The sequence below is a fragment of the Desulfotomaculum copahuensis genome (genome assembly GCF_001655685.1).
GTDB lineage: Bacteria > Bacillota > Desulfotomaculia > Desulfotomaculales > Desulfovirgulaceae > Desulfotomaculum_G > Desulfotomaculum_G copahuensis.
In genome coordinates, this window is the sequence record NZ_LYVF01000013.1 from 1 (window position 1) to 25,734 (window position 25,734).

24 protein-coding genes, 1 tRNA gene and 1 riboswitch are annotated in these 25,734 nt (G+C 57.0%); of the genes, 3 read left to right on the plus strand and 22 right to left on the minus strand.

Features of this window, described 5'->3' with window-relative positions:
• Positions 1-215, plus strand: a 215-nt coding sequence (locus A6M21_RS18585; protein ID WP_161485974.1) for a hypothetical protein, incomplete at its 5' end; no start/stop codon positions are given.
• A 248-nt stretch (positions 216-463) separates the two neighbouring features.
• Positions 464-538, plus strand: a tRNA-Val gene (locus A6M21_RS01335).
• A gap of 191 nt (positions 539-729) precedes the next feature.
• Here the strand turns inward: A6M21_RS01335 and larC are convergent.
• The 14 genes from larC to A6M21_RS01410 form a co-directional block, all read right to left on the minus strand.
• Positions 730-1,515, minus strand: coding sequence for a nickel pincer cofactor biosynthesis protein LarC (gene larC / locus A6M21_RS01340; RefSeq protein WP_066666111.1), 786 nt, complete (start codon positions 1,513-1,515; stop codon positions 730-732).
• Entirely contained in the window at positions 1,496-2,275 is a 780-nt protein-coding gene (gene larB, locus A6M21_RS01345; protein ID WP_066666112.1) for a nickel pincer cofactor biosynthesis protein LarB, read from the minus strand. The genes larC and larB overlap by 20 nt, the downstream gene beginning before the upstream one ends.
• Positions 2,276-2,481: 206 nt before the next feature.
• Positions 2,482-3,582, minus strand: coding sequence for a M24 family metallopeptidase (locus A6M21_RS01350; protein ID WP_242868727.1), 1,101 nt, complete (start codon positions 3,580-3,582; stop codon positions 2,482-2,484).
• A 79-nt stretch (positions 3,583-3,661) separates the two neighbouring features.
• A complete protein-coding gene (locus A6M21_RS01355) occupies positions 3,662-4,894 on the minus strand; it encodes a benzoate/H(+) symporter BenE family transporter (protein WP_066666113.1) in 1,233 nt (410 codons plus the stop codon).
• Between the two features lie 100 nt (positions 4,895-4,994).
• Positions 4,995-6,419, minus strand: a complete 1,425-nt coding sequence (locus A6M21_RS01360) for a hypothetical protein (RefSeq protein ID WP_066666114.1) — start codon at positions 6,417-6,419, stop codon at positions 4,995-4,997.
• Positions 6,419-7,039: a 4Fe-4S binding protein gene (locus A6M21_RS01365; RefSeq protein ID WP_066666115.1), complete on the minus strand. Its 621-nt coding sequence runs from the start codon at positions 7,037-7,039 to the stop codon at positions 6,419-6,421. Before A6M21_RS01365 ends, A6M21_RS01360 begins: the two co-directional genes overlap by 1 nt.
• A 2-nt stretch (positions 7,040-7,041) precedes the next feature.
• The gene (dmpG, locus tag A6M21_RS01370) at positions 7,042-8,061 is read right to left on the minus strand and encodes a 4-hydroxy-2-oxovalerate aldolase (protein ID WP_066666116.1); all 1,020 of its coding nucleotides are present in this window, start codon (positions 8,059-8,061) and stop codon (positions 7,042-7,044) included.
• Positions 8,058-8,933, minus strand: a complete 876-nt coding sequence (locus A6M21_RS01375) for an acetaldehyde dehydrogenase (acetylating) (RefSeq protein ID WP_066666117.1) — start codon at positions 8,931-8,933, stop codon at positions 8,058-8,060. Before A6M21_RS01375 ends, dmpG begins: the two co-directional genes overlap by 4 nt.
• A 21-nt stretch (positions 8,934-8,954) precedes the next feature.
• Positions 8,955-9,728 carry a 2-keto-4-pentenoate hydratase gene (locus A6M21_RS01380; RefSeq protein WP_066666118.1) on the minus strand — a complete coding sequence of 258 codons (774 nt, stop codon included), beginning with the start codon at positions 9,726-9,728 and terminating at the stop codon, positions 8,955-8,957.
• A complete protein-coding gene (locus A6M21_RS01385) occupies positions 9,703-10,623 on the minus strand; it encodes a molybdopterin-binding protein (RefSeq protein ID WP_066666119.1) in 921 nt (306 codons plus the stop codon). Before A6M21_RS01385 ends, A6M21_RS01380 begins: the two co-directional genes overlap by 26 nt.
• A gap of 2 nt (positions 10,624-10,625) precedes the next feature.
• Positions 10,626-11,432: a beta/alpha barrel domain-containing protein gene (locus A6M21_RS01390; RefSeq protein WP_066666120.1), complete on the minus strand. Its 807-nt coding sequence runs from the start codon at positions 11,430-11,432 to the stop codon at positions 10,626-10,628.
• On the minus strand, positions 11,422-12,243 hold the full coding sequence (locus tag A6M21_RS01395) for an IclR family transcriptional regulator (RefSeq protein WP_066666271.1): 822 nt from the start codon (positions 12,241-12,243) through the stop codon (positions 11,422-11,424). The genes A6M21_RS01390 and A6M21_RS01395 overlap by 11 nt, the downstream gene beginning before the upstream one ends.
• Positions 12,244-12,563: 320 nt before the next feature.
• Complete coding sequence (locus A6M21_RS01400; RefSeq protein WP_066666121.1) at positions 12,564-12,851, minus strand: hypothetical protein; 288 nt, start codon at positions 12,849-12,851, stop codon at positions 12,564-12,566.
• 509 nt (positions 12,852-13,360) lie between these two features.
• Positions 13,361-15,151 carry a SulP family inorganic anion transporter gene (locus A6M21_RS01410; protein ID WP_066666272.1) on the minus strand — a complete coding sequence of 597 codons (1,791 nt, stop codon included), beginning with the start codon at positions 15,149-15,151 and terminating at the stop codon, positions 13,361-13,363.
• A 683-nt stretch (positions 15,152-15,834) separates the two neighbouring features.
• Here A6M21_RS01410 and A6M21_RS01415 point away from each other — a divergent pair.
• Positions 15,835-16,524, plus strand: coding sequence for a manganese efflux pump (locus A6M21_RS01415; RefSeq protein WP_066666123.1), 690 nt, complete (start codon positions 15,835-15,837; stop codon positions 16,522-16,524).
• Between the two features lie 59 nt (positions 16,525-16,583).
• Here A6M21_RS01415 and A6M21_RS01420 read toward each other — a convergent pair whose 3' ends face one another.
• From A6M21_RS01420 to spoIVA, 8 genes are all read right to left on the minus strand, one after another.
• Positions 16,584-18,074 (minus strand): flagellar assembly protein A, encoded by a 1,491-nt coding sequence (locus A6M21_RS01420; protein ID WP_066666124.1) that lies wholly within the window; start codon positions 18,072-18,074, stop codon positions 16,584-16,586.
• A gap of 301 nt (positions 18,075-18,375) precedes the next feature.
• Positions 18,376-19,206 (minus strand): LysM peptidoglycan-binding domain-containing protein, encoded by an 831-nt coding sequence (locus A6M21_RS01430; RefSeq protein ID WP_066666126.1) that lies wholly within the window; start codon positions 19,204-19,206, stop codon positions 18,376-18,378.
• Positions 19,206-19,359, minus strand: a riboswitch (cyclic di-AMP (ydaO/yuaA leader). (Overlaps the previous gene by 1 nt.)
• Before the next feature lie 138 nt (positions 19,360-19,497).
• Positions 19,498-19,806, minus strand: a complete 309-nt coding sequence (locus A6M21_RS01435) for a hypothetical protein (RefSeq protein ID WP_078060301.1) — start codon at positions 19,804-19,806, stop codon at positions 19,498-19,500.
• A gap of 76 nt (positions 19,807-19,882) precedes the next feature.
• Positions 19,883-20,170 (minus strand): hypothetical protein, encoded by a 288-nt coding sequence (locus A6M21_RS01440; RefSeq protein ID WP_151191747.1) that lies wholly within the window; start codon positions 20,168-20,170, stop codon positions 19,883-19,885.
• 258 nt (positions 20,171-20,428) lie between these two features.
• On the minus strand, positions 20,429-21,667 hold the full coding sequence (locus A6M21_RS01445; RefSeq protein ID WP_066666129.1) for an aspartate kinase: 1,239 nt from the start codon (positions 21,665-21,667) through the stop codon (positions 20,429-20,431).
• Between the two features lie 68 nt (positions 21,668-21,735).
• Positions 21,736-22,641: a homoserine kinase gene (thrB, locus tag A6M21_RS01450; protein WP_066666130.1), complete on the minus strand. Its 906-nt coding sequence runs from the start codon at positions 22,639-22,641 to the stop codon at positions 21,736-21,738.
• 118 nt (positions 22,642-22,759) lie between these two features.
• Positions 22,760-24,052: a homoserine dehydrogenase gene (locus tag A6M21_RS01455; protein WP_066666131.1), complete on the minus strand. Its 1,293-nt coding sequence runs from the start codon at positions 24,050-24,052 to the stop codon at positions 22,760-22,762.
• Positions 24,053-24,219: 167 nt separating this feature from the next.
• Complete coding sequence (gene spoIVA, locus A6M21_RS01460; protein WP_066666132.1) at positions 24,220-25,698, minus strand: stage IV sporulation protein A; 1,479 nt, start codon at positions 25,696-25,698, stop codon at positions 24,220-24,222.
• Positions 25,699-25,734: the final 36 nt, after the last annotated feature.

Below are 25,734 nucleotides of genomic sequence, written 5' to 3' on the forward strand. Positions count from 1 at the left end.
CGCTCAAGCAGGACGTCAGCGGACTCAAGCAGGACGTACTGGAGTTGAAGAAAGGCCAGGCCGCCCTTGAAGCCGCGATCAATGATTTAAGGGCCGCGAACCGCAGGACGCACAAAGAAATATTCAGCCAGCTCAATGCCATGTGGAAGGATATCAAACAACTTACTGCGCAAGATAAAAAGGCCGCCGACAAGTCGGCCTGCAACGACCGGTAACTGCCCGTGCGGCGGGGTGTTCCCGCCCGGAGAAAACGGAATCCGCCGTCCGGCCGTGCCGGCGCCGCTCCACATCGCCTTATTGATAATTGCCACCTGTGCCAGACGAAGATGCCGCCTGTTCATACCGGGCGGGCGGCAGTTTTTGAAGCAGCCATTTTACCCCTTGCCAAAGGACAATGTTTATGTTAAAATTATTTTTGCAACGGAACAAAGGGCGGGGCAAGAACGTAACCGTTGTGCAACAAGGGGGCATAGCTCAGCGGGAGAGCGCTTGACTCACATTCAAGAGGCCGGTGGTTCGAAACCACCTGTCCCCACCAGTAAAATCAAGGCTTGCAGGGATCGGTGAGGCTGTTGAGAAGCTCATTTGCCCACCATTTATCCACAAGCCTTTTTTCATGCCTTTTGGCGGTTTTTTCTTCATGCAAGCAGAGCCTGTATTGGAATAAACGGGCGAAGCGACGGCGATGGGGAGCATGGATGGGTAGGAACCGCTTTGCCCCAATTTATTTTACCGGCTGCCCCCTCCTGTCAAGGCGGGCAAAAGATTAGCCGGAAGTTTTTGTTGGCGGGGCAGCTCATGGTATTTCCCCATGATGAGACGCAAAAGATTCGGGTGTTCCAGGATTGTCTTTCCGGCCCCATAGCCTGTTTTTTCAACGGTCATCAGTGGCAGGGTAACAAAGGCTTTAGCTAGAGTTGTAATCAGCGCTGCCCCGGTAGGGGTAACCAGTTCACCCTCTATGCCTGCTCCGTAAATGGGTGCGTTCTGTAAAATTTCAAGCGTGGCCGGAGCCGGGGAGGGAATGATGCCGTGCATGCATTTGATAAAACCTTTCCCCATGGGCAGGGGTGAAGCGTAAATCTCGTTCACTGCCAACAGGTGCAGGCCCAGAACAGTGCCCACCACGTCCACTATGGCGTCCACGGCCCCCACCTCGTGAAAGTGGATATTGTCCGGGGTGGTATCGTGAACGGCGGCTTCAGCCACCGCCAGCCGGTGGAAAACGGCTTTGCTTTTTTCTTTCACTTCCTCCGGCAGCATACTGTGGTCGATAATTTGCTCAATATCGGCCAGGTGCCGCCCGGGCTGGTTGATATCCAGCAGGTCCACATAAACGTTGGCGGCGGCAATCCCATTCCGTTTGACCTTTTCCCAGCGCAGGTCATAACCTGCCACCGGAAGTTTGGCCAATTCCGCTTTCAATTGTTCAAAATCCACCCCGGCGCTGATTAAAGCGCCCAGGCACATGTCCCCGCTGATTCCGGAAAAACAATCAAAATAGGCGATTCTCATCTTTTGCCCTCTCCATCATCAGGGTAATGGCGTTGGCCATGGCGCCGGCGCCAAAACCGTTGTCGATATTGACCACGCTGACCCCCGATGCACAGCTGTTCAGCATGCACAGGAGGGCCGAAAGCCCGTTGAAGCTGGCCCCGTAGCCCACACTGGTGGGAACGGCAATAACGGGCTGTTCGGCAAGCCCTCCAACCACACTGGCCAAAGCGCCTTCCATGCCCGCCACCACAATGAGCACGTGCGCCCAGCGGATCAGGTCCAGTTTGTCCAAAAGCCGGTGAATACCGGCCACCCCCACATCATAAGCCTTGCGCACATCATTGCCCATGATTTCCGCGGTGACGGCCGCTTCTTCGGCCACCGGCAGGTCGGCGGTCCCGGCGCTCAGCACCAGGATATTGCCTTTTTTATGCGGTTCCTCTCCCCGGCGGACCACGATGGTTCTGGCCAGCCGGTTGTATTCCGCATCCGGGTAAATTTCCCTCACCGCTTCATAGGCCTCCGGAACCGCCCTGGTGCCCAGGATACTCCTGCTTCCACAACAAAGCTTTTGAAAGATTTGGGCGATTTGTTCCATCGTCTTGCCCTGGCAGAAAACTACTTCCGGAAAACCCTTGCGCAGGGCGCGATGGTGGTCCAGAACGGCAAAACCGAGATCCTCGTAAGGCAGGTTCTTCAGCTTGCCCAGCGCGTCCGCCACATCCACCCGGCTGTTTTTTACATCCTCCAGCAATTTTAGCAGTTCATCTTCCAGCATATTCAACAACCCGCTTTGCGATTTTTTATTAACATGTGCCTAAAACAAATTCAATTTTTCATGGGCAACGGCATAACGTGTCCGTTTTCAAAATTTGATCACCATTGACCGTGGGGTGATCCGGAACACCATTACCTGTTCAGCTGTTTTATATGGTTTTGATGGCGTCGCCCATAGATGCGGTAAGAATCAGCGGCTGTCAGGCTCTATACAATAATTAGATCACGCGGATAGGCAGTTAAAATCTCGTTCTGGTTTTCTCCGACATAAATGACATCGGTAACCCGGGGGCCGCCGGTTCCGGGCCGGTAAACGGTAGGCAGAAGCAAATCAACCACCATTCCGGCTTCAATTATATCACTTCCGCCCTTGCCGATGACCGGATAAAATTCGGATTGGCGCAAACCCATGCCATATCCAATGTAATCAAGAAAACTGCGTCCATAACCGGCTGCTTCAACGACCGCGCGGGCGGCCCGGTCGACATCGCCGGTGGTCACGCCGGGTCTCAAAGCTTCAATCGACCGCTGCTGGGCTTCCTGCAACACTTGATAAACTGCGGCCTGCTGCGGCGGAATTTCACCCACGGCAACAGTACGGCATATTTTGGCGCAATAGCCTTCGCATGTCGCCCCCAAATGAACGACCACGATTTCGCCCGGCTGGATCTTTTTGCTGCTGGCACACGGATGAGTCAGGAGTGCGCGTTCGCCTGAAACCACCTGCGGCCGGAAGGGTGAACCGGCCGATCCGGCCTTGAGCATGGCGTATTCCGCTTCGGCCAGGACATCCAGTTCCGTAACCCCCGGCCGGACTGCCCCGGCCGCCGCCTCCATGCCCCGGCAGGCGGCCATTGCCGCCTGCCTGATCAGCGCAACTTCCTGCTCATCTTTTATTGAACGTATTTTATAAAACAAATCAGCCGCACCGGTAAATCCGGCCTCCGGGAAAGCAGTCCGCAACCCGTCAAACAGGGCGAAACCAACAAAATATCGTTCAAACCCGATTCTCGGTTTTGTCAGACCATACTCCCGGATACGCTCAACGACCTTATCAACCAGACTTTCTTCGGGAAAAACATAACCGTAGGTTTTTAAACCGGATCCTTCCCGCACGTATGCAGCGTCCAGCCAGAGGGTGACAGCGCAGGCCTCTCCCTCTCTGGGAATCAACACCGCCATGCATTCAATCTGGGTCAGCCCGGTAAAATAAATGAGGTTTTCCCGGTTCACCACCAGAAGCAGGTCCAGGTCCATCTCTTTCATGGCTTCACGGGCACGGCGGATCCTGTCTTCAGTATTTAACACCACAATCACCCCGGGTAAAGTTTTGTCAATTTTCCAGTGAAAGACAGATGCTTATATAACCAAACAGACTCATTTAAAACTAAGCCGGGTTATTTACATTCTGAAAATCCTCTTTTTCCAGTAGATATGAGGCGATAACACCGCCAATTAACCCCCAGAACGGAGAACCGATTTTGAACAGGCTTATTCCCGAAACCGTGATCAGGAAAGCAAATACCGCACCCATTTTAAACCGCCCCGTAAAGGCATCCTTAAAAGTGCCCACCAGCACGCCAAGCATTGCCAACCCGCCTAGAATGCTGATTAGCGCCGCCGGTAAAATCTTAGTGATGGAAGCGGCCACAGGGGTGACAAGGGCAAATAATATCCACAAAATACCGTTAATTATCGAGGCGACATAGCGTCCATCTTTAGCACCGGAGGAAGGACTCGAGCAAATTGCCGTCGTCGGACCGGCTATACATGCAGGATGCCCTCCGAAAAAGGAGTTGACCAGCGTACCCAGACCACTGATGATCGTAAAACTGTTGATTGGTGGCTTATATCCCTGGTTTACCAGGACCCCAATCGCCTGGACGTTTTGCACTCCAATGACCATCAAAGTCAGGGGGATGGTCAGCTCCAAAAATGAATCCAGAGAAAAACCGGGCGTTACCAAAACAGGATGTGCGATCCCAATCGACAAGACGCCCCAATTGGCGACCCTGTCTATTGTCGCCGCAATCAAGCCTATGACCAAAGCCCCTAATACCGGTGGGATTTTTTGGGCCAATTTTTTTGAAGAGCTGAAAAGAACAAATGAAACGAGGGTTATAGCACCCACCAGCGGTAGTTTAGGTATACTGGATATTACATTAACACCGAGGGGCATTAATACACCCGCTACCATACCCAGCATTACCGGTACGGGCAACCAGCGCATGGCTTTTTTGACTATTCCGGAAACTCCCAACAAAAACACGAGCAATCCGGTTATAATGTATGCCCCCACTGCCTGGTTGAAACTAATGTGTGTCAGCGCAGAACCTACCAAAACGGCCCCCGGTATTGTCCAGGCGGCGGCCACCGGCTGACGGTAATAGAGCGCAAAAAATATGGAAATCAAACCACCAACTAAATAGATAATAAAAAGCCAGGATATTGTCATCGCCAATGTCAGGTGTGCCTGTTTAGCTGCGCTGAGTATGATCAGCGCCGGGCCGGTGACCCCAAACAACCAGGCCACGATTCCGGTGCCAATGGTCGCGGCATTCAGGTGCCCAATAACTTCCTTCAAGTTTATTTTTCCTTGCGCAGGCTCAAAGATCTGCATAAAATCACCTCATGCTCTTTAGTGTATTTAGGACCCCTCCGCAGATGGGTCCTAAATACTCAATTTCTGAAACGTCAAAGTTTAAACCAATTATGCTGTTTCAGCGCTGAATCACCCCCCGCTGCCGCAGCCACTTCGGCAGCAGTTCCTCATCGACCCGCCGGCTCACTGCCGGCGCTTTTTGCAGCAGCAGTTCGGCCAGCGGTTCGCTGACGTTGATGCCGCCCATGGCGCCGTCAAAAATGACCACTTTCCCGGTGCCGGTGGCTTTGTAGGCGAAGTCCATGGCCGCTCTGGTGTCTTCGGCCACCACGGCGTGCGCCATATAGGTCAGGTTTTGCGGGTCGCGGTTAAACAGTTCGGCCTGCTCCCGGCCCACCACCACGGTGGGGATATGCTCACTGAAGAAGGCGCTGGGGTATCCGGTCCAGGCGTAGTTATGCACACACATTTTGATGGCCGGGTTAAGCGGCGGGATGTCGTCAAGCAATGGCCGGCCGCGTTTGCCGTAGAAGGCTTCCGTGTACCAGGTATAGGCCGGCAGCGGCATGTCCAGGTCGTAAAGGTCCGTATTCGCCCCGGCAAAGTTGGCGTAAATCACCCCGGCCGAGAAAACGTAAACCACCGGGCAGGGGAAATCCAGCGCCGCGATGCACTCGTCAATTTCACCGAAAAGAGTCATCATTTTGCCGTAGTAACGGCAGCCGGTTTGGGTCACCCGGTCGTTCAAGGCGTACAAGTCGTTGTCGGCATCGACGCCGATGATGCCGTTCGGCGCCACGGTCAGGAAAGAGGCAAAGGCAAACTTGCTTTGCACAAAAGGCGAATCGAAGATCGCCCGGGCTGTAAAGTTGGCCGCCCGCGGCCCCAGGTTCTGGTGATAGGTGGAGCGGGTCTCAATGCGCGCGTAGGACATGCCGAAAGGTTTGACCGCCCGGTCCACCTGGCGGTGGAAATGCACCTCCCGCACGTCGCTGTTATGGGCATGAACAATCCAGTCGGCGTCATAAACCTTTTTAATGCCGTACAAAGTTCCGATTTCCGTTTCAATGGGAATCCCCTGGTCCACCGGCGCCACGCCAATCGCTTTTCCGTTGAAGTGTTCGTCCAGGCCGTAGCGTTTGATATACTCCTCGGTTTCCCGGAAGCGCAGGCCGACGCCGGCGCGCAGGCGGATGTTCTTACAGCCGGTGCGTTTTTCAATTACGTCTTTGATCGTCTTTAACATTTCAGCGTAAGGTTCGCCGCCCAAAAGGGTAAACCCGTGGTGGGAAGCCAGGATATTGACGGAGTGCTCCGGCTTGATCCGGCTCATATCGATTTTTTCCAGTGCCGCTTCGGCAGCCTTGCGTACAGCCTCCACTCCGCCCGGGCCGGGGAAAATCACTTCCGGCAGGTCGGGAAACAGTTCTTTGAGCAGCACCGAAGTCATGCCCGGCAGTTCACAAACACGTGTTTTAACCATTGCCGGGTCAATGCCGTACTGCGATTTGCGCGGCGGTAAGGGGGTAATCGGGGCACGCATTACGCATCACTCCTTCCCTGCAGGGGTGCAGCCGCCACCCGGTCCAGAATTTTGATGTCTTCGTCAAAGTAAAAGCCGCGGCTGGCATATTTCTTTTTCACCGCTTCGGGGATCTCCCAGACCGTCACCGTGCGGCCGTACCACTGCCAGCCGCCTTTGGGCGGTTGGGGCTTGATGCCGGCCGCTTCCAGCAGCCTCAAGATTGGCTGGATACATTCCACCTTGCAGCCGGTGCGCGCCCCGGTCAGAAACGACACTTCCTCCGGGGATTTTGCGCCCTGCAAGATGGCGGCCGCCGCTTCCTCGGCCCGGGTGCCGGTGCAATAGCAGATTAATTGTTCCGGGTTTAGTTTTGCCCGGCGGCAGATATCCATGATCCGGTCATAGTCCACGGCGCCCACGTCAACTTTCACCACCAGCGGCTCGTCACGCTTGACCATGGTGATGGCAAGATCCGGGCAGCGCTGCTCGCAGTTGGCGCAACCGCGGCAGCGCTCCGCATCGACCACGGCCACGCGGTTCTCCACCTTGATCGCCAGCACCGGGCAGATGCGCTCGCAGGTCTTGCAACCCCGGCATTTTTCAGTGTCGACCATGGCCAGCAGGTTGACCACTTTCACGCTCAAGCACCTCCTCTTTTTTGCGCCAGTTGATAAGCGACATCGATGATCATGTCTTCCTGTCCGCCGACCATCCCCCTTTTGCCCAGTTCGACCAGAATATCCCGCGGGTCAAGGGAAAACTTTTCCGCCGCCCGGTAGGCGTGCAGCAAAAAACTGCCGTAAACACCGGCGTAGCCCAGCATGAAGGGAGCGTTGCGCACCACCTGCGGGCGGTGCATGACCGGCTCCACCAGGTCTTCCGCCACATCCATGATTTTGTAGAAGTCTACTCCGGTTTGGAAGCCGGTTTTCTCCAGCACGCCGACCAGCGCTTCGATCTGGCAGTTGCCCGCCCCGGCGCCAAGGCCCCGGCATGTGCCGTCCAGGTAACTGGCCCCCGCTTCCAGAGCGGCCAGTGAATTGGCCGTGGCCAGAGTGAGGTTGTTATGGGCGTGAAAACCAACGGGCACTCTAACGGCATCAACCACCGCCCCGACGCGGGCCTTGACCTCTTCCGGCAGCATCGCCCCCGCCGAGTCGGCCACATAGACCACATCCGCCCCGTAGGACTCAAACAGCTTTGCCTGCTCGACAACTTTTTCCGGTGGGGCCATATGACTCATCATCAAAAAACCAAATGCTTGCAGCCCCATTTTCCTGGCCATGCCGATGTGCTGTTCGGCGATATCGGCTTCGGTGACATGCGTGGCCACGCGCACTGCCCTGGCGCCGCAGTGGATGGCCATTTCCAGGTCTTCCTGTGTACCGATGCCCGGCAGCAGCAGGACGGTTAATATGCCGTTTTTAATCGCCCCGGCCGCGGCCGTTAACATTTCTTCTTCACTGATGGCCGACCAGCCGTAGTTAATTGACGAACCAGCCAATCCATCGCCGTGGGAAACTTCGATATATTCCACGCCCGCCTCGTCCAGTCCGGCCGCTATGGCGGCGATTTGCTCCGCCGTGTACTGGTGGCTGATGGCATGGCTGCCGTCCCGTAACGTTGTATCCACCAAGTGTACAAACCGTGTCCCGCTCATGCTACCACTTCCCTTCTCAACATTTTAGCCGCTAATTTTTCTGCCACCGCTACTGCCGCCGAGGTGATGATATCAAGATTGCCGGAGTATCTGGGCAGGAAATCCCCCGCACCCTCAATTTCCACAATAGTTGTCACTTTATGATCCTCAATAATGGGCGGCACACGCAAATGATAACCAGGCACGTATTTTTGCACTTCTTTGACCATGGCTTCCACAGAGGCACGGATAGCCTGTTCATCCGGATTTTCCACGTCCACATATACGGTATCCGTCATCATCAACGGTGGTTCGGCCGGGTTCAATACAATGATCGCCTTCCCCTTTTTTGCTCCGCCGGCTGCGGTCAATGCTTTGGCCGTGGTTTGCGTAAATTCATCAATGTTTTGTCTTGTTCCCGGGCCGGCGCTCTTACTGGCTATACAGGCCACGATCTCCGCGTACCTGGCCCCGGCTACCCGGTTGATGGCGTAAACGATGGGTACGGTGGCCTGTCCGCCGCAGGTGACCATGTTCAAATTTGGTTCATCCTGTACCTGATCGAGATTGACGCACGGGATCACATAGGGACCGACGGCGGCCGGCGTGAGGTCGATGGCGATTTTCCCGGCCTCTTTGAGCAAAGGGGCGTGCTGCAGGTGCGGTTTGGCTCCGGTGGCGTCAAAAACGATTTTGATCTCCTCGTCCGCCAGTACGGCCTGCACTCCATCGATGGAAGTTTTCACGCCCATATTGCGCGCCCGCTTGATCCCTTCGGATTCCACAATGCCGGTCAACAAGCCCATTTCCAGATCATTGCTGCGCAAGATTTTATACATCAAGTCGGAACCGATGTTGCCGGGGCCGATTACTGCCACTTTTACCCTGTCCACATTTACATCTCCCTTGTCTGTTTACACGAATTTCAGGTTCAATGAGCCCAGCGTGTGGAACGATACGGTGAACACGTCCCCCGCTTCGGCATCCACCGCTGCCGTCAGTGCTCCGGAAAGGATAATTTCACCGGGTTCCAAAGCAATGTCGAAAGCAGCCAGTTTGTTGGCCAACCAGGCCACCGCCGCCGCCGGATGTCCCCAAACGGCCGCGCCGGCGCCATTGTTCACCATCTCGCCGTTTTTCTCCAAAACCATGCCGGTGTGACGCAAATCAAGTTCATTTATCGGCACCAGGCGGCTGCCCAGGACGAAACGGGCGCTGGAAGCGTTGTCGGCGACGGTGTCCGGAAGCTTGATTTTCCAGTCCCGGATGCGGCTGTCCACTATTTCAAAGGCCGGCATGATTCCAGTGGTGGCCCGGTAGACATCGGCAATATTCACCCCCGGCCCCTTAAGCCGCTCTTTAAGTATAAAGGCGAATTCCCCTTCAATGCGCGGCCAAATCAATTCGTCCCGGCGGCAGGGCTCTCCTTCCAGAAGCAGCATGCGGTCGAAAAGGTGTCCGTAATCAGGTTCGTTTACGCCCAGCAACTGCTGCATGCCTTTGCTGGTCAAACCGATTTTTTTACCCACCACTTTGCAACCCTGCTGCAGCTTCATGGCCACTCCGGCCAACTGAATGCGGTATGCCTCCTCGACACTCAATTCCGGATTGGCGTCTGTCAACGCGTCCACGGGGGTCTGAGTGGCTTCCGCCTCTAACAGCTCAGCGGCGATGGTTTGATAATCCATTGGCATGGCCTCCTTTATTCATCATGTTCTGCCAGCGCTGTCGCAGCGCGGCGGCAATATATTCCGCCAGGCCGGCCTTGTCCAGGCCCTGTTGCAGGCCCTCAATCAGCCGGTCGCAACCCAGCGCGGCCTCCTCATGCGGCCCGGGCAGGGCGACCAGTTTGGCGATACCGGCCTGGCCCACGGCAATGCGCACACCTTCTTTGTGGTGCCGGTGGTAATCCGGCTTGAATTTCAGGATCCAGGGCGTGCAGGCATCCGGATCCAGGCGGCAAACGGCTTCAATGCTAAAGTCCTTGTCTTCCGCGCCGACGCCGCCGGTGGTGATGATCAGTCCGTAGCCCTGCTCCAGGACAGCCTCAATGCTGCGGGCGGCCGGTAATGCATCATCCGCCAGGATGCCGCCGAATTTCGCCTGGTAGCCGGCTTCCTGCAGGGCGTTTATAATGTACGGGGAGTTGGTGTCCTGGATTTTCCCGGCCATCACTTCACTGCCCGAGGCAAATACCATCGCCCGCCGGGAAACAGCTTTACTGATATCCGCGGCCATCTGCGCCGAGTCCGCCAGCACCCGGGCCGCCTCTTTCTCGCCCAGCGCAATCAGGCCGAGCACACCTTCCGAGTGCACCGACGCCGCCGGTCCCAGTTTGACTCCGGGCAACTCTTTCAAGCGCTGCAGGATTTCTTTTTCCCTGCCGGCTACGGCTTCCGCTTCCACCCGGCGCCGCATGACGTCAAAGGCCACCAATCCCGGACGCACATCAACCACCATCACTTCTTCCGTGTCCAGGCCCAGGGCGACTGCCGCCGCGCCGGCCACAGCGCCAAGGTTTGCGTCCGCAAGTTCAATGTCTTCAATCCAAAAGGTGGTCTTCTCCAACAGGTCCCATTCCACGGTCAAGCCCCCTCAGCTTGGACATCAAGGCGGAAGTCAAGCATGGGCGCATCGATGATCGCCCGGCCGACATCCACTATATCCGCCCCGGCGGCGATCACTGCCGCCAATTCGTCCCCGGTCACGCCGCCGGCAAAGGCAATCTGTACCTTTTCACGCCAGCCGCTGTTCACAGCTTCCTTTAAAACGATTTTCAGATCATTTACGTCCCCTGTATCAATCATCAAAATGGCCGCCCCGGCCTCAACCGCTTCCCGGGCTTCGTCAGCCACCGGCTGTTTTTCGCCCCGCAGCTGCACAACAACCAGCCGGCCGGCGTCAAATTCCCCGGCCCGCCTTACCGCCGGACCAATGCCGCCAAACATGCGCACATAGTTTTTATCCAGGTATACAAACGGCTGATCGGTGATGCGTATACCGGCCCCGCCGGTGGCGATGGCCCGGCGCAAGTCCATTCTCAGCTCCGGGGCAACCTTCTTCCAGGCGCCGCAGACAACTTTTATTTTGCCCTTGCTTTGCCGTACAAAATCCGCTGCCGCCGTGGCCACTCCGGATGGTTTGCCGATTACCCCCAAGAGCGTCTCTTCCGCCCGGGCAACTTGCTCCGCTTCGCCGCTGGCGCGAAAAACAGCCCTCCCGGGCAGCAGGGAGGATCCCTCCGGAGCAATCGAAGCCACATCAATCCGGAGCTCCGCCGACTTTTTTTCTAACTGGCCGGCCCCGGAAAAAATACCCTTTTCCCGAACGGTAATGGTAAAGTTGAAGCGTTGCTTTTTCAGCGGTGAAAATAGAAAATCTCTAAGTTCCAAGCAAATCACTCCCGACGGCGGCAGGCCGGTAACCCAGGGCGGCGGAGATGTCCGCTGCCGCCCTGGTAACTGATGTTACGGCCAGTTCAAACCGTTCTTTTGCCAAACGGGCCACCGGCCCCGATACACTGATGGCGGCGCAGGCCCTGCCGGAATGATCGAATACGGGTGCCGCCACACAACGCAGGCTGTCCATAATCTCTTCGTTATCCACCGCGTATCCCCGTTCCTTGACCTGCCGCAATTCATTTCCCAGCTTTTGCGCCTCAGTAATTGTTTGTTTGGTATAACGGGGCAAGCCTTTGGCGGCGATAACCCTTTTCAGTTCACTTTCCGGCAGGTATGCCAGCAATGCCTTGCCCACCCCGGTGCAGTGCGCCGGCAGGCGCATACCGACCTGGGAAACAATCCGGAGTGATTGGTGACTTTCCCGTTTATCGATGTATAATACCTCCCCTTTGTCCAGAACCGCCAGATGTACCGTTTCTTCAATCTCCCCCACCAGTTGCTGGATATACGGGACGGCAACCGTGCGCACATCCAGGGAATTACCCACAATGTTCCCGATTTCAAACAGGCGCATCCCCAATTTATAATTCCCGGTAAATGGTGATTGCTCTATATACCCGAAATCTTTCAAGGTGGCCAGCAACCCGTGGGCGGTACTTTTGGCCATTCCCAGCCTGGCGGCTATTTTGGCCAGGGGCAATTCCCCTTGTACTGAAGCCATATAGTCGATGATCATCAACGCTTTGGCTACAGAACGGATTTGCGTGCCTTCCGCGGTTTTCATCTGCCCGTTCGCCGGCATTACCATTTCCTCCTCAAAGTTCATCATGCCTTGTGTTCGGCATCGCCGAACACATTTCGGTATACTCATAATTTCGCCGCCAAAAATAATTTCCCTTTTTGTGAATCCAAAATTCCGTTCGGCATTGTCGCAAGTTTCAGCCCACAACTCGTCTTTACGCAATATTTGAATGATATAGGCGTAAGGAAACCAACACCGGGAATCACCTCGCGAAATAAGAAGCCCCGCCGGAAATGGGCTTAACCGGCGGGGCACAGCCAGGAGGAGATAAAAAAGAACCGGGGGAATTACCCGGTTTTCCGCATGCAGCAAGTTGAACCTTATTTCTTTTTCTTTTTGCTGATCAAAATATAAACAACACCGGCGACGATGAGCAGGCCGGCCAGGAAAAGAAGCAGGTAAATTGAAATAAAGCTTGTTCTTGTCAGCAACCGGGGCAGTCCCAGAATCGTATTGTGGGGCAGGGAATGGTAGTCCTTTTCAAGCAGGCGCCAGTCCCGGCCGATGTGCTCCGTCCGGTAAGCCAGTTTTCGCAACCGGTGACCGGCAAAAAACAATACGGCACAGGCGATGGCGATTAATAAAACAAATCCGGCCGCCTTTTTCATCTGCCGTCACCCCCCGCAGGCAATGCTTTTTACGCTTACGCTCCGCCGGTATGGTTCCACGTAAAATTCCCGGAACGGCGGTGCCCGTCCTCCCGCCGGATCCGTCATCCGGAGTTCGACGCCCCTTGCCGGATTCATGCCCCCGGGCCGCCGGCCGGATATGCCGGCTGCACCCACCGGACGCCGGGCGGCGGTGCAGCATACCGCCCGCACCGGAAGGTCCATATTGCCATTATACACTGCAAATTTGCCAATTTCCAGCGCGGAAACATCAGCCGCCCTTTCCCCGCCGCAGCATGGAACATTTCGTCAGCCGGGCGAAAAAAATGCCTTGATTTACTCCCGATCCGGGCGCAATCAAGGTTTAAAAATGCTATTGCAGAAGTAGAAGCGAGGGCATAGGTCTAGGTAACATCAAAGCATCATGTCCATCGGGAAAGGGCCGCTGATTATGCATACCCGAATGCCTTCCGGCGGCGCTTCCCCGCCGTACCGCAGACAAAGGTCCGCTAAACATAACTTCTTATCAGCAATTTGGGCTCTCTTAAATTATCCAGTAACACATTCGCCCTGTCGATGGCGTTTTTGGTTGAAAAGAACAAATCATTGGACTTGAGGAAAATGTTCTCTTTGCCGGTCATTTTTACGATACCCGCCCGGTCGAGGATGTCGTAAGTCTCCTGGTTGACGTCGGAGAACAGCACCGCCTTACCGTCGTTTATGGTGTTCCGCACAAAGTTTCTGATCACTTCCAGTGCCGTTACGTCAATGGCCGATACATTTCTAAACCTCATGATAAAGACCTTGGCATTGCCCATGGCAAAATCATCAAGCCTTCGCTCCAGATCCGACGCCAGCCCGAAGTACAGGTTTCCTTCCGGTTCGATGATCGCCACGGGGGATACTTCACATTTTTCCTCATTGCAGGACTGCACTTCATATTCCATCAAGTGACCGTGCTCGCTTTTCAGCGGAATAATGGTTTTGATACTGGCCCGGCCGGTTTGTTTCAAAAACAGGATGACGGCCAGCATCACACCGATATAAATGGCGTATTCAATCTGGAAAGCCACTACGGTGACCACTGCGGTGGTGAGCATGATTACCGCGTCGCTCCGGTTGAGCTTCAATATTTCCTTGAAAGCCCGTTTATCGATCATGGTATAGGCGACAATCATCAGTACGCCGGCCAGGCTGGCATTGGGAATGTACTTGATGAAGGGTTTGAACACCAGCAACATGGCCAGTACCAGGACGCCCGACATTATGCCGGCCAGCCTGCTTTTTGCGCCGGCACCGTAGTTGACGGCCGAACGGGTGAAGGAACCGGAACCCGGAAAACAGCTGAAGAACGACCCGATCATGTTGGCCATGCTCTGCCCGAATATTTCCTGGTTTGTATCAATCCTTTGCCCGGTCAGGGATGCGATTGATTTGGAAATGGCTATCGCTTCCATCAATCCGACAATGGCAATGGTCAATGCGCCGCTGAATAGTATCTGCATATCGCTTAACGAGAAATGGAGCATGTGAAACGGCGGGTATGCCGAAGGAACGTTGCCGCAAATTTTCACTCCGAGTTTGTCCAGATGCATGCCCATGACCACGGCGGTGGATGCGATTACGCCCAACAGCGGGCCGGGCAGCCACATGGCGATACCGGGGAATTTCTTTCCGATGATGCGGCAGGCGATGATAATCACCATGGTGGCTGCCGCTATCGCCAGGGCGTAGTAATTCGTTGCGCTGATATGCTGGAAGGTGTAAACCACCTTGGCAAAAGTGGGCATGTTAATGTTCTGGGGTACAGTGATCCCGAAAAACGTATTCACCTGCTGCATGGCAATCAATACGCCCGCTCCCGCCGTGAAGCCGACAATCAGGGAATGGGGTACATAATTAATCAAGGCGCCCAGTTTGAATACGCTAAACAGCAACTGGATCAGACCGACCATAAAAGTCAGGAGAAACAGCACTTCAAACGGATAGCTGGCACTTTTGCTAAAAAATGGGAACATGACGCCGGCAATTAATATGCATATTGCGTTGGTCGGACCGGTAACCAGATGGTTTGAGCTGCCCAGAAGCGAGCCGACAACAGCCATCACTATGGCTCCATACAGTCCGTAAACGGGGTTGATTTTGGCGATCATGGCGTAGGCCATGGCCTGCGGCAGGCCCACAATCATTACCGTGATGGCGGCCATAAAATCGAAACTGATTGATCCCTTGTCAAACGCCCGGATCAGTCCCTTTACCGGCTTGAAAATGAAATCATTTTTCAATAGTAATTCCGTCATTATGATCACCCCTCATTTTTCCTGCCTTTCTTTATTTGGCAGTTATAAATCGTTTTCCCCTCTCAACCGGTCCGGCCGACTTGCTTCCCCCGACCACCAACTCCCGTCATTTCCCCCGCTGCATCCTCAATAATCTTTTTTAACTCTCATCCCTCCTGCAATATGATTGTGCGTGCGTTCACACAGTTAGGAATAAGCATACTTCATGCCAGCCGTTAAAAGCCGGAAAAAGCGGTTAAAAATCCGGCCGGCATAAACACGCCGGCCGGCTGAACCTGTTTATAAACATACAGCGCTGCCGGCCGCAACCGCTTGTGCAAGTAGTTACAAGCGTTTGTGAATGTCTAAATACAGACAGCAGGTGCTTGATATCAAACACCTGCTGTCTTCTATAAAACTCCGGCCTGTTTTTGAAATGCCCGTGGCGGCATACCCGCCTGTTTTCGTGAAATATTTCTTGTTGCCTGACATCCGGCCTTCATAGAACCCGCCGGCTGCACCCGGACGGACAGCTTTTCCCCGCGGGCCGCCCCGTTTGGTTTTTCCATAACCGGCCGGTGATATTTTGACCGGCCCGGCCGCGGCGCGGGATGTTACCGGGTTCTTTTCCTATAATCTACCAGGCACGCCCCCTTTTTGCGCATCATAAAACTGTAATTAACAACATGCAGGAGGTCGTGACAATGAAACTGTTACCGGCAATTTTGCTGGCCATCTCGTCCAACCTGGACAATACCGGCATCGGTACCAGCTATGGTATCCGGCGCATCGGTCTTCCCTTCCGTTCAAACCTGATTGTCGCTATCATAACCACGGCCGGGACCATCTTGTCAATGTGTATGGGCAGCCTGGTGGCCAGGTATATTCCGGCCCATCTGGCCGTGCTCACCGGGTCGTCCATTATCGCCGGCGCCGGGGCCTGGGTAATCCTGCAGTCCTGGAGGGAACCGGACGGCCCGGGCGCACCGGTTTCCGCAAAAAAGCCCGCTCCGCGGCCGCAAGAAGATGAAAATTTGCCATCCAGAGCAAAAAAGCTGGTGGAGTTTCATATCAAGTCGCTGGGCCTGTTTATCCAGATTTTGCGGGAGCCGTGGACGGCGGACATGGATTTGTCCAGAAAGATAGAAGGCCGGGAGGCTTTCCTGCTTGCCATCGCCCTGACGATCAACAACCTGGCCGGTGGTTTCGGCGGCGGCATTGTCGGCATAGACATTCCCCTGACCGCCGCAATGGTGTTTGTTTTCAGCCTTTTAACCCTGGCCGGCTCAGTCCGGTTCGGCCACCAATGCCTGTCCCGCTGGTTGGGCCGCTGGGCCGGCCTGATCGCCGGTTTGATATTAATCGCCGTGGGCCTATACGAATTTTTTTCCTGAACGGCCGCCGCCGGCAACCGCCGTGGCGGCCGGGGTCCACTCCGTTCCGGGAACAGCACTCAAATCAGTTCCAGTTCCCCTTCCTTGTTCAGACGCGCCTTGAAGGAACCGGTTTCCTGCGTCAGGGTGTGCCTGCGCTGACCGGCCTGAATCACCGCGCCGGCAAAAGCCCGGTTCACCCGGATCAGCCCGCCGGCACCGACCCTGACCACCGGCGGCACGCCCAGGGCGCTGCCCAGTTCCTGCACCTCCGCGTTGCCCTCACAGAATATTTCCCCGCCTTTAAAGGCCCCTTTGATCCTTACATTGCCGCCGGCATTGATGGTGGTATTCACACAACCCTGGCTGGTTACCGTCACATTGCCGGAACTTTGCACGGTGGAGGCCATGGCGGAGTGAATAATCACATCTGCCGGGGCGGCGGCTTCTTCCTGCAGCATTTGCGCCGTTTCAGCAACATTTTGGGTCAACTCGGAGAAGCTTTTCACCGTCAGCGGGTTCAGCCCGACCAGATGGTTCAGTGATTTGGCGCAGCGGACCACCTCTTCCGGCACGTCACCTTTGGCCTGCGCGATCTGGCGCAGGGCATTTTTGACCAGCGGGCGCAAATTCTTGAAACGGGCATCCAGCAGGGTCATCAGCAGACGGCCGAAATTGATCTGTTTAAAATCCCTGTTCCGCTGCAATTGCTCCATCGCCCGGCTGACCTGCTCCAGTGCGGCCTGGATGTCGCCGAGCACAAAGGTCAGCTTTCTGGCGCCGGGGAAAGTCCGGCCGGCTTTGAGCCGGCTGCTGATCACGCCCCGGTGCACAACCAGACGGCCGCCGCTGATCACAGTGGCCCGGGTGAGCAGGCCGGTGATTTCCACGTTGCCGCTGGCCTGTACTTCCATGGCCTCACCCACGCTGCCCAGGATTTTTACGTCGCCCTTAAACCGTATATGACCGGTCTTGATGGAGACATCCCCTTTTTGCACCAGCAGCGGATCCACGTGCACGGTAAACAGGTTGCCCGTCTGCTTGTACCAGGGACGGCCGTTGACCAGGGCCACCGCCCGGTTTCCCTCCGCATTGACGGCCACATTTTTGCCCGCCCGCAGCTCGATCAAACGCGGCTCCGGGGGCGGCAGCGGTTCACCGGTCACGGCCGTTCCGGGCGTGCCCGGCCTGGATGGATGCTTGACGGCCAGCAGGGCGTCTTTTTCCACGGATATTATGGTGCTGGTGTCGCGAAAATCGACCCGGGCCGTTTCCCTTCCGGCTCCGGTTTCTTCCTGTTCATGCGCTTCGGTTTTTACCAGCCATTCCACCGTTTCGTCCACTCCCGGCTGCGGCGGCAGCCCTTCGGCGACGAGTACCGCTTCCGCCTTCGGTGCGGCGGCGAAGGAAGCCAGTGTTTCCCTGTTTATGCCGGACACCACTCCAGCCGCTTGCAGGGTGCGGGACAATGCTTCCACGTCGAGCGCCGCCACCCCGTCCGGAGCGGAAACCCAGGCTTTAAGTTTGTCGTTGGTAATGCTTACCTTTACCGGAGCAGTTTGTTGTTCCATATATAACCTCCGTCTTCAACCAGCGGGCCATTCAGAGCACGGGCAAAATTTCTGTATAACCATAATTTCGGCAGGCGGTCTGAAAATTTTATCCCCAATTTGATTTTTTCTCCACCCGCTGTCCGGTTTCCTGCCCGGGGCCGGCCATTTCCGCACCTGTTTTCCGCCGCCGGCAAGCCGCCGCCACCGGCCGGCTTCCCGGCGCCTTCCGAAGCCAGAAAACACAGGGGACGGCGGGCGCTGGACGCCCGCCGTCCCCTGCCGCCGAATAGGCGGCGGTTTATGTGTGATTGTTGATCAATCAGCTGGTAAATGTAAAATCATCAAGACACTGTTTGTTCGGGCGCGACTGCAGCCAGGGGTTGGTCACCCAGGAATCGAAAAAGTACAGGGCGCCGTGGGTGGGATCCTCGCCGTTCAACGCAGCCAGGGCGGCTTTTTGCGCCTGCAAGCTGGCCGGCCGGTTGATCCAGCCGTTGAGCACCGGCTCAAACTGGTAGGAACCGGTATCATCCACCTGGTAGATCACACCCGGAATGCTGTGCGGAAAAATGTCCGAGCGGGCACGGTTCAGCACCACCGCCCCCACCGCCACCTGGGTGGTAAAGGACTGGTTGTCCGCTTCGGCGGTAATCAGACGCGCCAGCAGGTCGAAGTCCGACCGGTCGTAAGATACGGGGCCGCGGAACAAAGCGCCCCGGCTCACCTGTGCCGGTCCGGCCGTGCCGCGGCCGCTGCCGGCCGCCGGTATGAGCAGGGTCTGACCGGGATAGAGCGACGTGCCGGACAAACCGTTGGCGTTGATGATCGACTGGTAGTCCACGCCGTAACGCCGGCCGATGGAATAAAGGGTGTCCCCGGGTTGCACCGTATATCTTGATTCCTGGACGGATGAGCGGCTGCTGTTTTCCCCGGGAATGATCAATTTCTGACCGGGGTAAATCATGTCCGTGGTCAACCCGTTTGCGGAACGTAATGCCTCCACTGTGGTTCCGTGACAACAACTGATGGTATACAGTGAATCGCCCGGGTTGACCACGCAGGTGGCCGCCAGGGCGATACCGGCGGGCAGCAGCAAAAAAGCAGCCACTGTCGCCAGCGCACACCGCAGGCTAAACGACAGGCTTCTCATTTTTCCCTCCTCCGGCCTCCGGAGTTAGTTGACGGATTCGGGCGAGGGCACCCTACCGCGCCTGTTTGTTTCACCTCCCGCCAGGCGTGGATTCACCCCGCATCGATTGAATTCCCCCGTACCTCCCGGTGGAGGATTCGGCCGATATATTGGTTGGTAAGTCTCTATTATTATACAAGCCTGCCTTTTATGCTGCCAAGCGGTAAATCATACCAGGTTGTCTGGCAAGAGCTTGCGCTTTCGGGCACCAGCCCTTCCGCCAAGCCGTCCGCAGTCCGGCCGCAGTGCCGTTTAATGCAGGCGGGAGCGGATTTTGGCGTTGATTCTTTCCATTAAATGGACGGTGGAAAAAACGTGGTAGAGCTGAACGGCAATGCTTTCCAAAGGACGGTCCAGGGAAATCAGGTCCGGTTCCACCACCAGTTCCGTGCCGTATTGTTTCTCCACCCGCCTTTTAAATTCGTCCAGAATGGCGGCGCGGACGGCCCCGTCGCCGGTGGACAGCCAGGGCGTGGCAGCATCGCACGCCGGTACCCGTTCCCTCGCCGTTTCAAGCAGACCGTTCAAAAACTGCTCAAATGATGGTTTTTGCTCTTTCAATCGGATCACCTCATTATAAATTCAGGAACCCTTCTCAAGTGAGAAGGGTTTGACGCCAAATGACGCTTTGCCGCCATCAGAACCGCGGATGAAAGCGGTTTTTCAGACGCCCGTCCGGCGTATACAGCGGTTCCGCGGGATCAGCGGCCGGAAAGACCAGGGCGATGGTGATCATTGAGGGCCGGGGAGGCTCTTTGCCGTCCGGAGCGGGCTTGTCTTTTCCCCGGGCAACCGTCCGGACAGGACGGTTTACGCGCCCGCCCGGACGCCGCACCGGGGCGGCGTCCCCGGCGCCGCTGCGCCAGAGCAGGACCAGCGTGGCGGCAAAGAGCACCGCGGCCAGAAATAAAAGTATAAAGGCCACAGGAAGCATCCTTTCGCAAGCAGTATTTACCTGCCATTATGGCCACTATGCTTCCTTTTTATTCCACCACCGTCCTGCACCGGACGGCAATTTCGCCCGGCAATCCGGTCTGCCGCCGGCACCGGCCGGCGGGCAGCGCGGTTCAAACCGGTGCGCAAACCCGCCTGACGGACAGTGCATCAATTACCGCCCGCTCCCTCCGCCGCCGGCCGTCAACCCTTCCCTCCGGCACCGGCGCGGTGTTCAACGGGAACCGGTTTATGCGCTGGCCACACAGTTCTCGTTCTCCACGCACGAACTGAACCGGCGGTGCAGCGCGCGCACCGCCCTGGCCGCCTCGGAGGCTTTGATGATGCAGGAGATTTTGATTTCCGAGGTGCTGATCATATCCAGGTTGATGTTTTCCCGGGCCAGGGCGTCGAACATCATGGCCGCCACGCCGGGGTTGGAAACCATACCGGCGCCGACAATGGAAACTTTGGCCACATTTTCGTCGTAAGTATAGCCGCCGGCTTCCACCCGGTGCTGAACCTTCTCCACCACCGCCAGCGCCTTTTTCAAATCGCTCTGGGCGACGGTGAAGGAGATGTCGTTTACGCCGTTGCGCATGGCGCTTTGAATAATGATATCCACGTTGACATTTTCATCGGCCAGCGCCTGGAAGATGGTCCAGGCGATACCCGGCCGGTCCGGCACGTCAAACAGGCCGATCTTGGCCACATTCAAATCGTGGGCGATGCCGGTAACCACCAGTGCCTTCTCCATCTCGCCAACCTCCTTGATAATGGTGCCCAGGTTGTGGTTGAAACTGCTGCGCACATGCAAAGGAATACCGTATATCTTGGCGCATTCCACCGAGCGTGGGTGCAGCACCGCGGCGCCCAGATGGGCCAGCTCAAGCATTTCATCATAGGAGACGCAGGGCAGCTTGCGGGCGTCGGGCACCAGGCGCGGGTCGGCGGTAAAGACGCCGTCCACGTCGGTGAAAATCTCGCACAAATCAGCCTTGAGGGCGGCGGCCAGGGCGACGGCGGTGGTGTCCGACCCCCCCCGGCCCAGGGTGGTGATGTCATTGGCCGTGTTCATGCCCTGGAAGCCGGCCACCACCACCACCTGTCCGGCGGCCAGCTCTTCCTTCAAGCGGTCTGTTTTGATTTCCACAATGCGCGCCTTGGTGTGCACGTCATCGGTAAGAATGCCCACCTGAGGGCCGGTGAGGGAGATCACCTTTTCCCCCAGCTTGTTTATCGCCATGGCCAGCAGGGCGATGGAAACCTGCTCGCCGGTGGAAAGCAGCATATCCATTTCCCGTTCGGGCGGGTTGTCAGTAATTTTTTGAACCAGACTGATTAGTTCGTCAGTGGTATCGCCCATGGCCGAAACCACCACCACCACGTCGTCACCCTGCCGGCGCAAATCCACCACCCGCTGGGCCACCCGCCGGATGCGCTCCGGGCCGGCCACCGAACTGCCGCCATATTTCTGTACTACCAGCAATTTGCCATTCCCTCCAGGTTGATTAATCCATTGTTATCCAAACCGGAAGCGTATGCCGCAAATCCGGATCACGTTTTTATTTCCAGCGCCCGCGCCCCGATCGGACTGGGCTCCAGGACCATCGCCCGGGCCGGCACGCCGTTTTGTGTAAAGGTGTCTTTCATCGCCCGGGCGATCAGTTCCAGGTTGGTGTCGGCAAAGGCGATCAGCGTCGGACCGGCGCCGCTCAGGCAGACCCCGCGGGCGCCGGCCAGACGGGCGGCGGCCAGCACCTTCTTCATCCCCGGCACCAGGGAGGCGCGGTAGGGTTGATGCAGCCGGTCTTCCATCACCCCGGTGAGCAGGCCCAGGTCACCCCGGCAAAGGGCGGTCACCAGCAGGGCCACGCGGCCCAGGTTGAAAACGGCGTCCTGCATGCTCACCTGCTGGGGCAGGACCTCCCGGGCCATTCTGGTGGACAGTTTGAACTCGGGAATGGCCACGGCCGCTTTCAGGCCGGACGGCGGGTCGATACGGGCATACCTGACCTCGCCCTCCACCGCCGAAGTGACCACAATACCGCCAAAAAGCGCCGGCGCCACATTGTCGGGGTGCCCCTCAATCGCCGCGGCCAGGGTGAGCAGTTCCTTCTGTGTCAGCCTGCCGCCGGCAATGATATTGGCCGCGATCAGCCCGCCGGTGATCGCCGACGCGCTGCTGCCCAGTCCCCGGGCCACCGGAATGTTGTTGATCAGACGGATGCGCAGGCCGCCCGGGGCGAAACCAACCTGGTTGAACAGGCGCATGGCAGCCCGGTAGACCACATTGGTCTGATCCCGGGCGATTTCCTGCGCTCCTTCCCCGTGAACTTCGATGGACAGGCCCGCGTGCAAACGAACCATTTCCACCGTGTTATAGAGTTTGAGGGCCAGTCCCAGGCAGTCAAACCCCGGCCCCAGATTGGCCGTTGTGGCGGGAACCTGTACGCGGACCATGAAACCAAAACCTCCTGCCACCGGAACTCTATTCTAGTATCATAACATAAAAAGGCATGCCGGGGGAAGCCAATCCTGCATTCCGCGGCACGGCACCCCGGCCGGTCACGGAGGGCGCTTAAATTTCCTCTTCCACCCGGATGAAATTGCTCACTTCATCCACGGAAGACAGGCGCTCCACCAGGCGCAGGGCGTCTTGAAAGTTCTGCTCCCGTACCCGGTGGGTGACCAGCACGATTTCCGCCTTTTCGCCGTCGGTGTGCTTCTGCAGCACCGAGGCCAGGCTGACCTCCTTGTCGCCGAAGGCATAGGCGATGGAAGCGAGCACGCCCGGACGATCGGCCACCTGCAGGCGGACGTAGTATTTGCTCTCCACCAGGCCGGTTGGTTTGAGCGGCTTTTGTTCAAAACAGGTGCAGCTGATCAGGCCCGGTACATGATGCAGGCGGTTGCGTGCAGCATCCATCAGATCGGCCGCCACCGCGCTGCCGGTGGGCATTTCTCCGGCCCCCCGGCCATAGAACATGGTTTCCCCCACCGCATCGCCGCGGATGAAAATGGCGTTGAAGACGTCATTCACCGCCGCCAGGGGATGACCAACCGGAATGAAGGTGGGATGCACCCGTACCTCCACTCCATCGGCCGTTTCCTTGGCGATGCCGAGCAATTTGATCACATAATTCAGTTCCCGGGCATAGGCGATGTCCCGGGCGGTAATGCGGGTGATACCCTCCACGTATACATCGTGGACTGTGATGCGGCTGTTGAAGGCGATCGAGGCCAGGATGGCCAGCTTGCGCGCGGCGTCCACGCCTTCCACGTCGGCCGCCGGATCCGCCTCGGCGTAGCCCTTCTCCCGGGCGTCCTGCAGCGCGTGCTCGAAACTGCAGCCTTCCCGGGTCATCCGGGTGAGCATGTAGTTGGTGGTGCCGTTGATGATGCCCATGACCGTCTGAATGCGGTTGGCGGCCAGACACTGTTTCAGCGGGCGGATCACCGGAATGCCGCCGGCCACGCTACCCTCAAAAAGCAAATCGACCCCGCCGGCCGCGGCCGCGGCGTACAGTTCCTTGCCGTGCAGGGCAATCATGTCCTTGTTGGCGGTGACCACGCTTTTACCCCGCTCCAGGGCGGCCAGCACATAGTCCAGCGCCGGGTGGATGCCGCCGATTACTTCCACCACCACGCCAATCTCCGGATCATCCAATATATCGTCTATATTATCCGTCAGTAGGGCCGGCTCTATTTCCACTTCCCTCTTTTTGGCCGTGTCACGCACCAGCACCCGGCTTATTTGCACCGGGGCGCCCACCTTGCGGGTGATATTGGCGGCATTGTCCCGCAATATTTTATAGACCCCGCGGCCCACCGTACCCAGGCCCAGCAGGCCCGCTTTCACCGGTTCCTGCAAAATCCACTCTCCCCTTCCCGCCAAAAGCTCAAAAAATTACTGTCATTATAGCACCGGGGCATCACCACTGGCAATATGCGTGCCGCAACCGGGAGCACTTATAATTTTAACATAGAACCGTTAAGTTCCGGTGAAAAAGGCAAAAAAAAAACCGGTCATCCGACCGGTTAAATGATGATGCAGATTAATCCGCCGCTGCCGTCGTTCACTATGCGCTGCAGGGTTTCCTGCAGTTTGGCCTGGGCGTTTTCCGGCATCCGGTGCAGCTTGTTCTGGATACCCTCGCGCACCAGGTCGTGCACCGATTTGCCGAAGATTTCCGACTGCCAGATCTTTTGCGGGTTTTCCTCGAACTCGTTCAACATGTAGCGGACCAGTTCCTCGCACTGCCTTTCCGTGCCGATGATCGGGGTCAGTTCGGTGGTAATGCTGGCCCGGATCATGTGCACGGACGGCGCACTGGCCTTCAATTTCACGCCAAAATGGGCGCCCTGCCGGATCAGCTGCGGTTCCTCCAGATTCATATCCTCAATGCTGGGCGTCACCACGCCATAACCGGATTCCCGCACTTCCGCAAGGGCCTCGGCCACCTTGTCGTATTCCCGTTTGGACACCGCCAGTTCCTTGACCAGGCGGAAGAGTTCGTGGTCCCCTTCCACCCGGAAGCCGGATTCCTCACTGAGTACCTGGTAGAAAAGGCCTTCCGGCGAAGTGATTTCAATGGCCGCCACTCCGGTGCCCATATCCATCTTGTGCAGCTGTACATTCTGGACGAAGTCGTAATCGGCCAGCCCGTCCACCGCCCCGTTGACATCGCGCAGGCGCCGCACATGCTGAATGGTTTCCTGCACCGAAGACTCGAACTTCTGCCGCAGCCAGTGCCCGGCATCCAGTTCCTCCACCCACAGCGGCAGGGAGACATTGACCTCGTTGACCGGGAATTCCATCAGCACCTTTTCCAGGATATGCAGCACATCCTGCTGGGACATCTGTAAAACGTCCACCGGCAGCACCGGCACGTCGTATTTTTCGGAAAGCTCCTCAGCCAGGGCGATTGTTTCCGGGTCGGTGGGGCGGGTGCTGTTCAACAGCACCAGGAACGGCCGGTTGATGTCCTTGAATTCGGCAATCACCCGCTCCTCCGCTTCCAGGTAGTTCTCCCGCGGGATGTCGGTGACGCTGCCGTCGGTGGTGACCACGATGCCCATGGTGGAATGCTCGGAGATCACCTTGCGCGTGCCGATTTCAGCAGCCTCCTGAAACGGAATCGGTTCGTCGAACCACGGAGTGGACACCATGCGCGGCCCCTCTTCCTCTTCATAGCCCAGCGCACCTTCCACCCGGTAACCGACGCAATCAACCAGCCGCATTTTAACGGTCAGGTTGGGCATAATCTCGATTTCAACCGCCTCGTTGGGCACAAATTTGGGTTCGGTGGTCATCACCATCTTGCCCGCGCCGCTCTGGGGCAGCTCATCCTTGGCCCGCTCCCGGTCATAAGGGTTCTGGATATTGGGAATCATCAGCAATTCGGCGAAGCGCTTGATAAATGTAGACTTGCCCGTGCGTACGCCGCCACTCACGCCCAGATAGATGTCACCGCCCGTCCGTTCCGCAATATCCCGGAAGATATCAAGCTTTTCCATGGGTTCGCCCCCTCCTTTTAAAAATTGTAAAGTTGT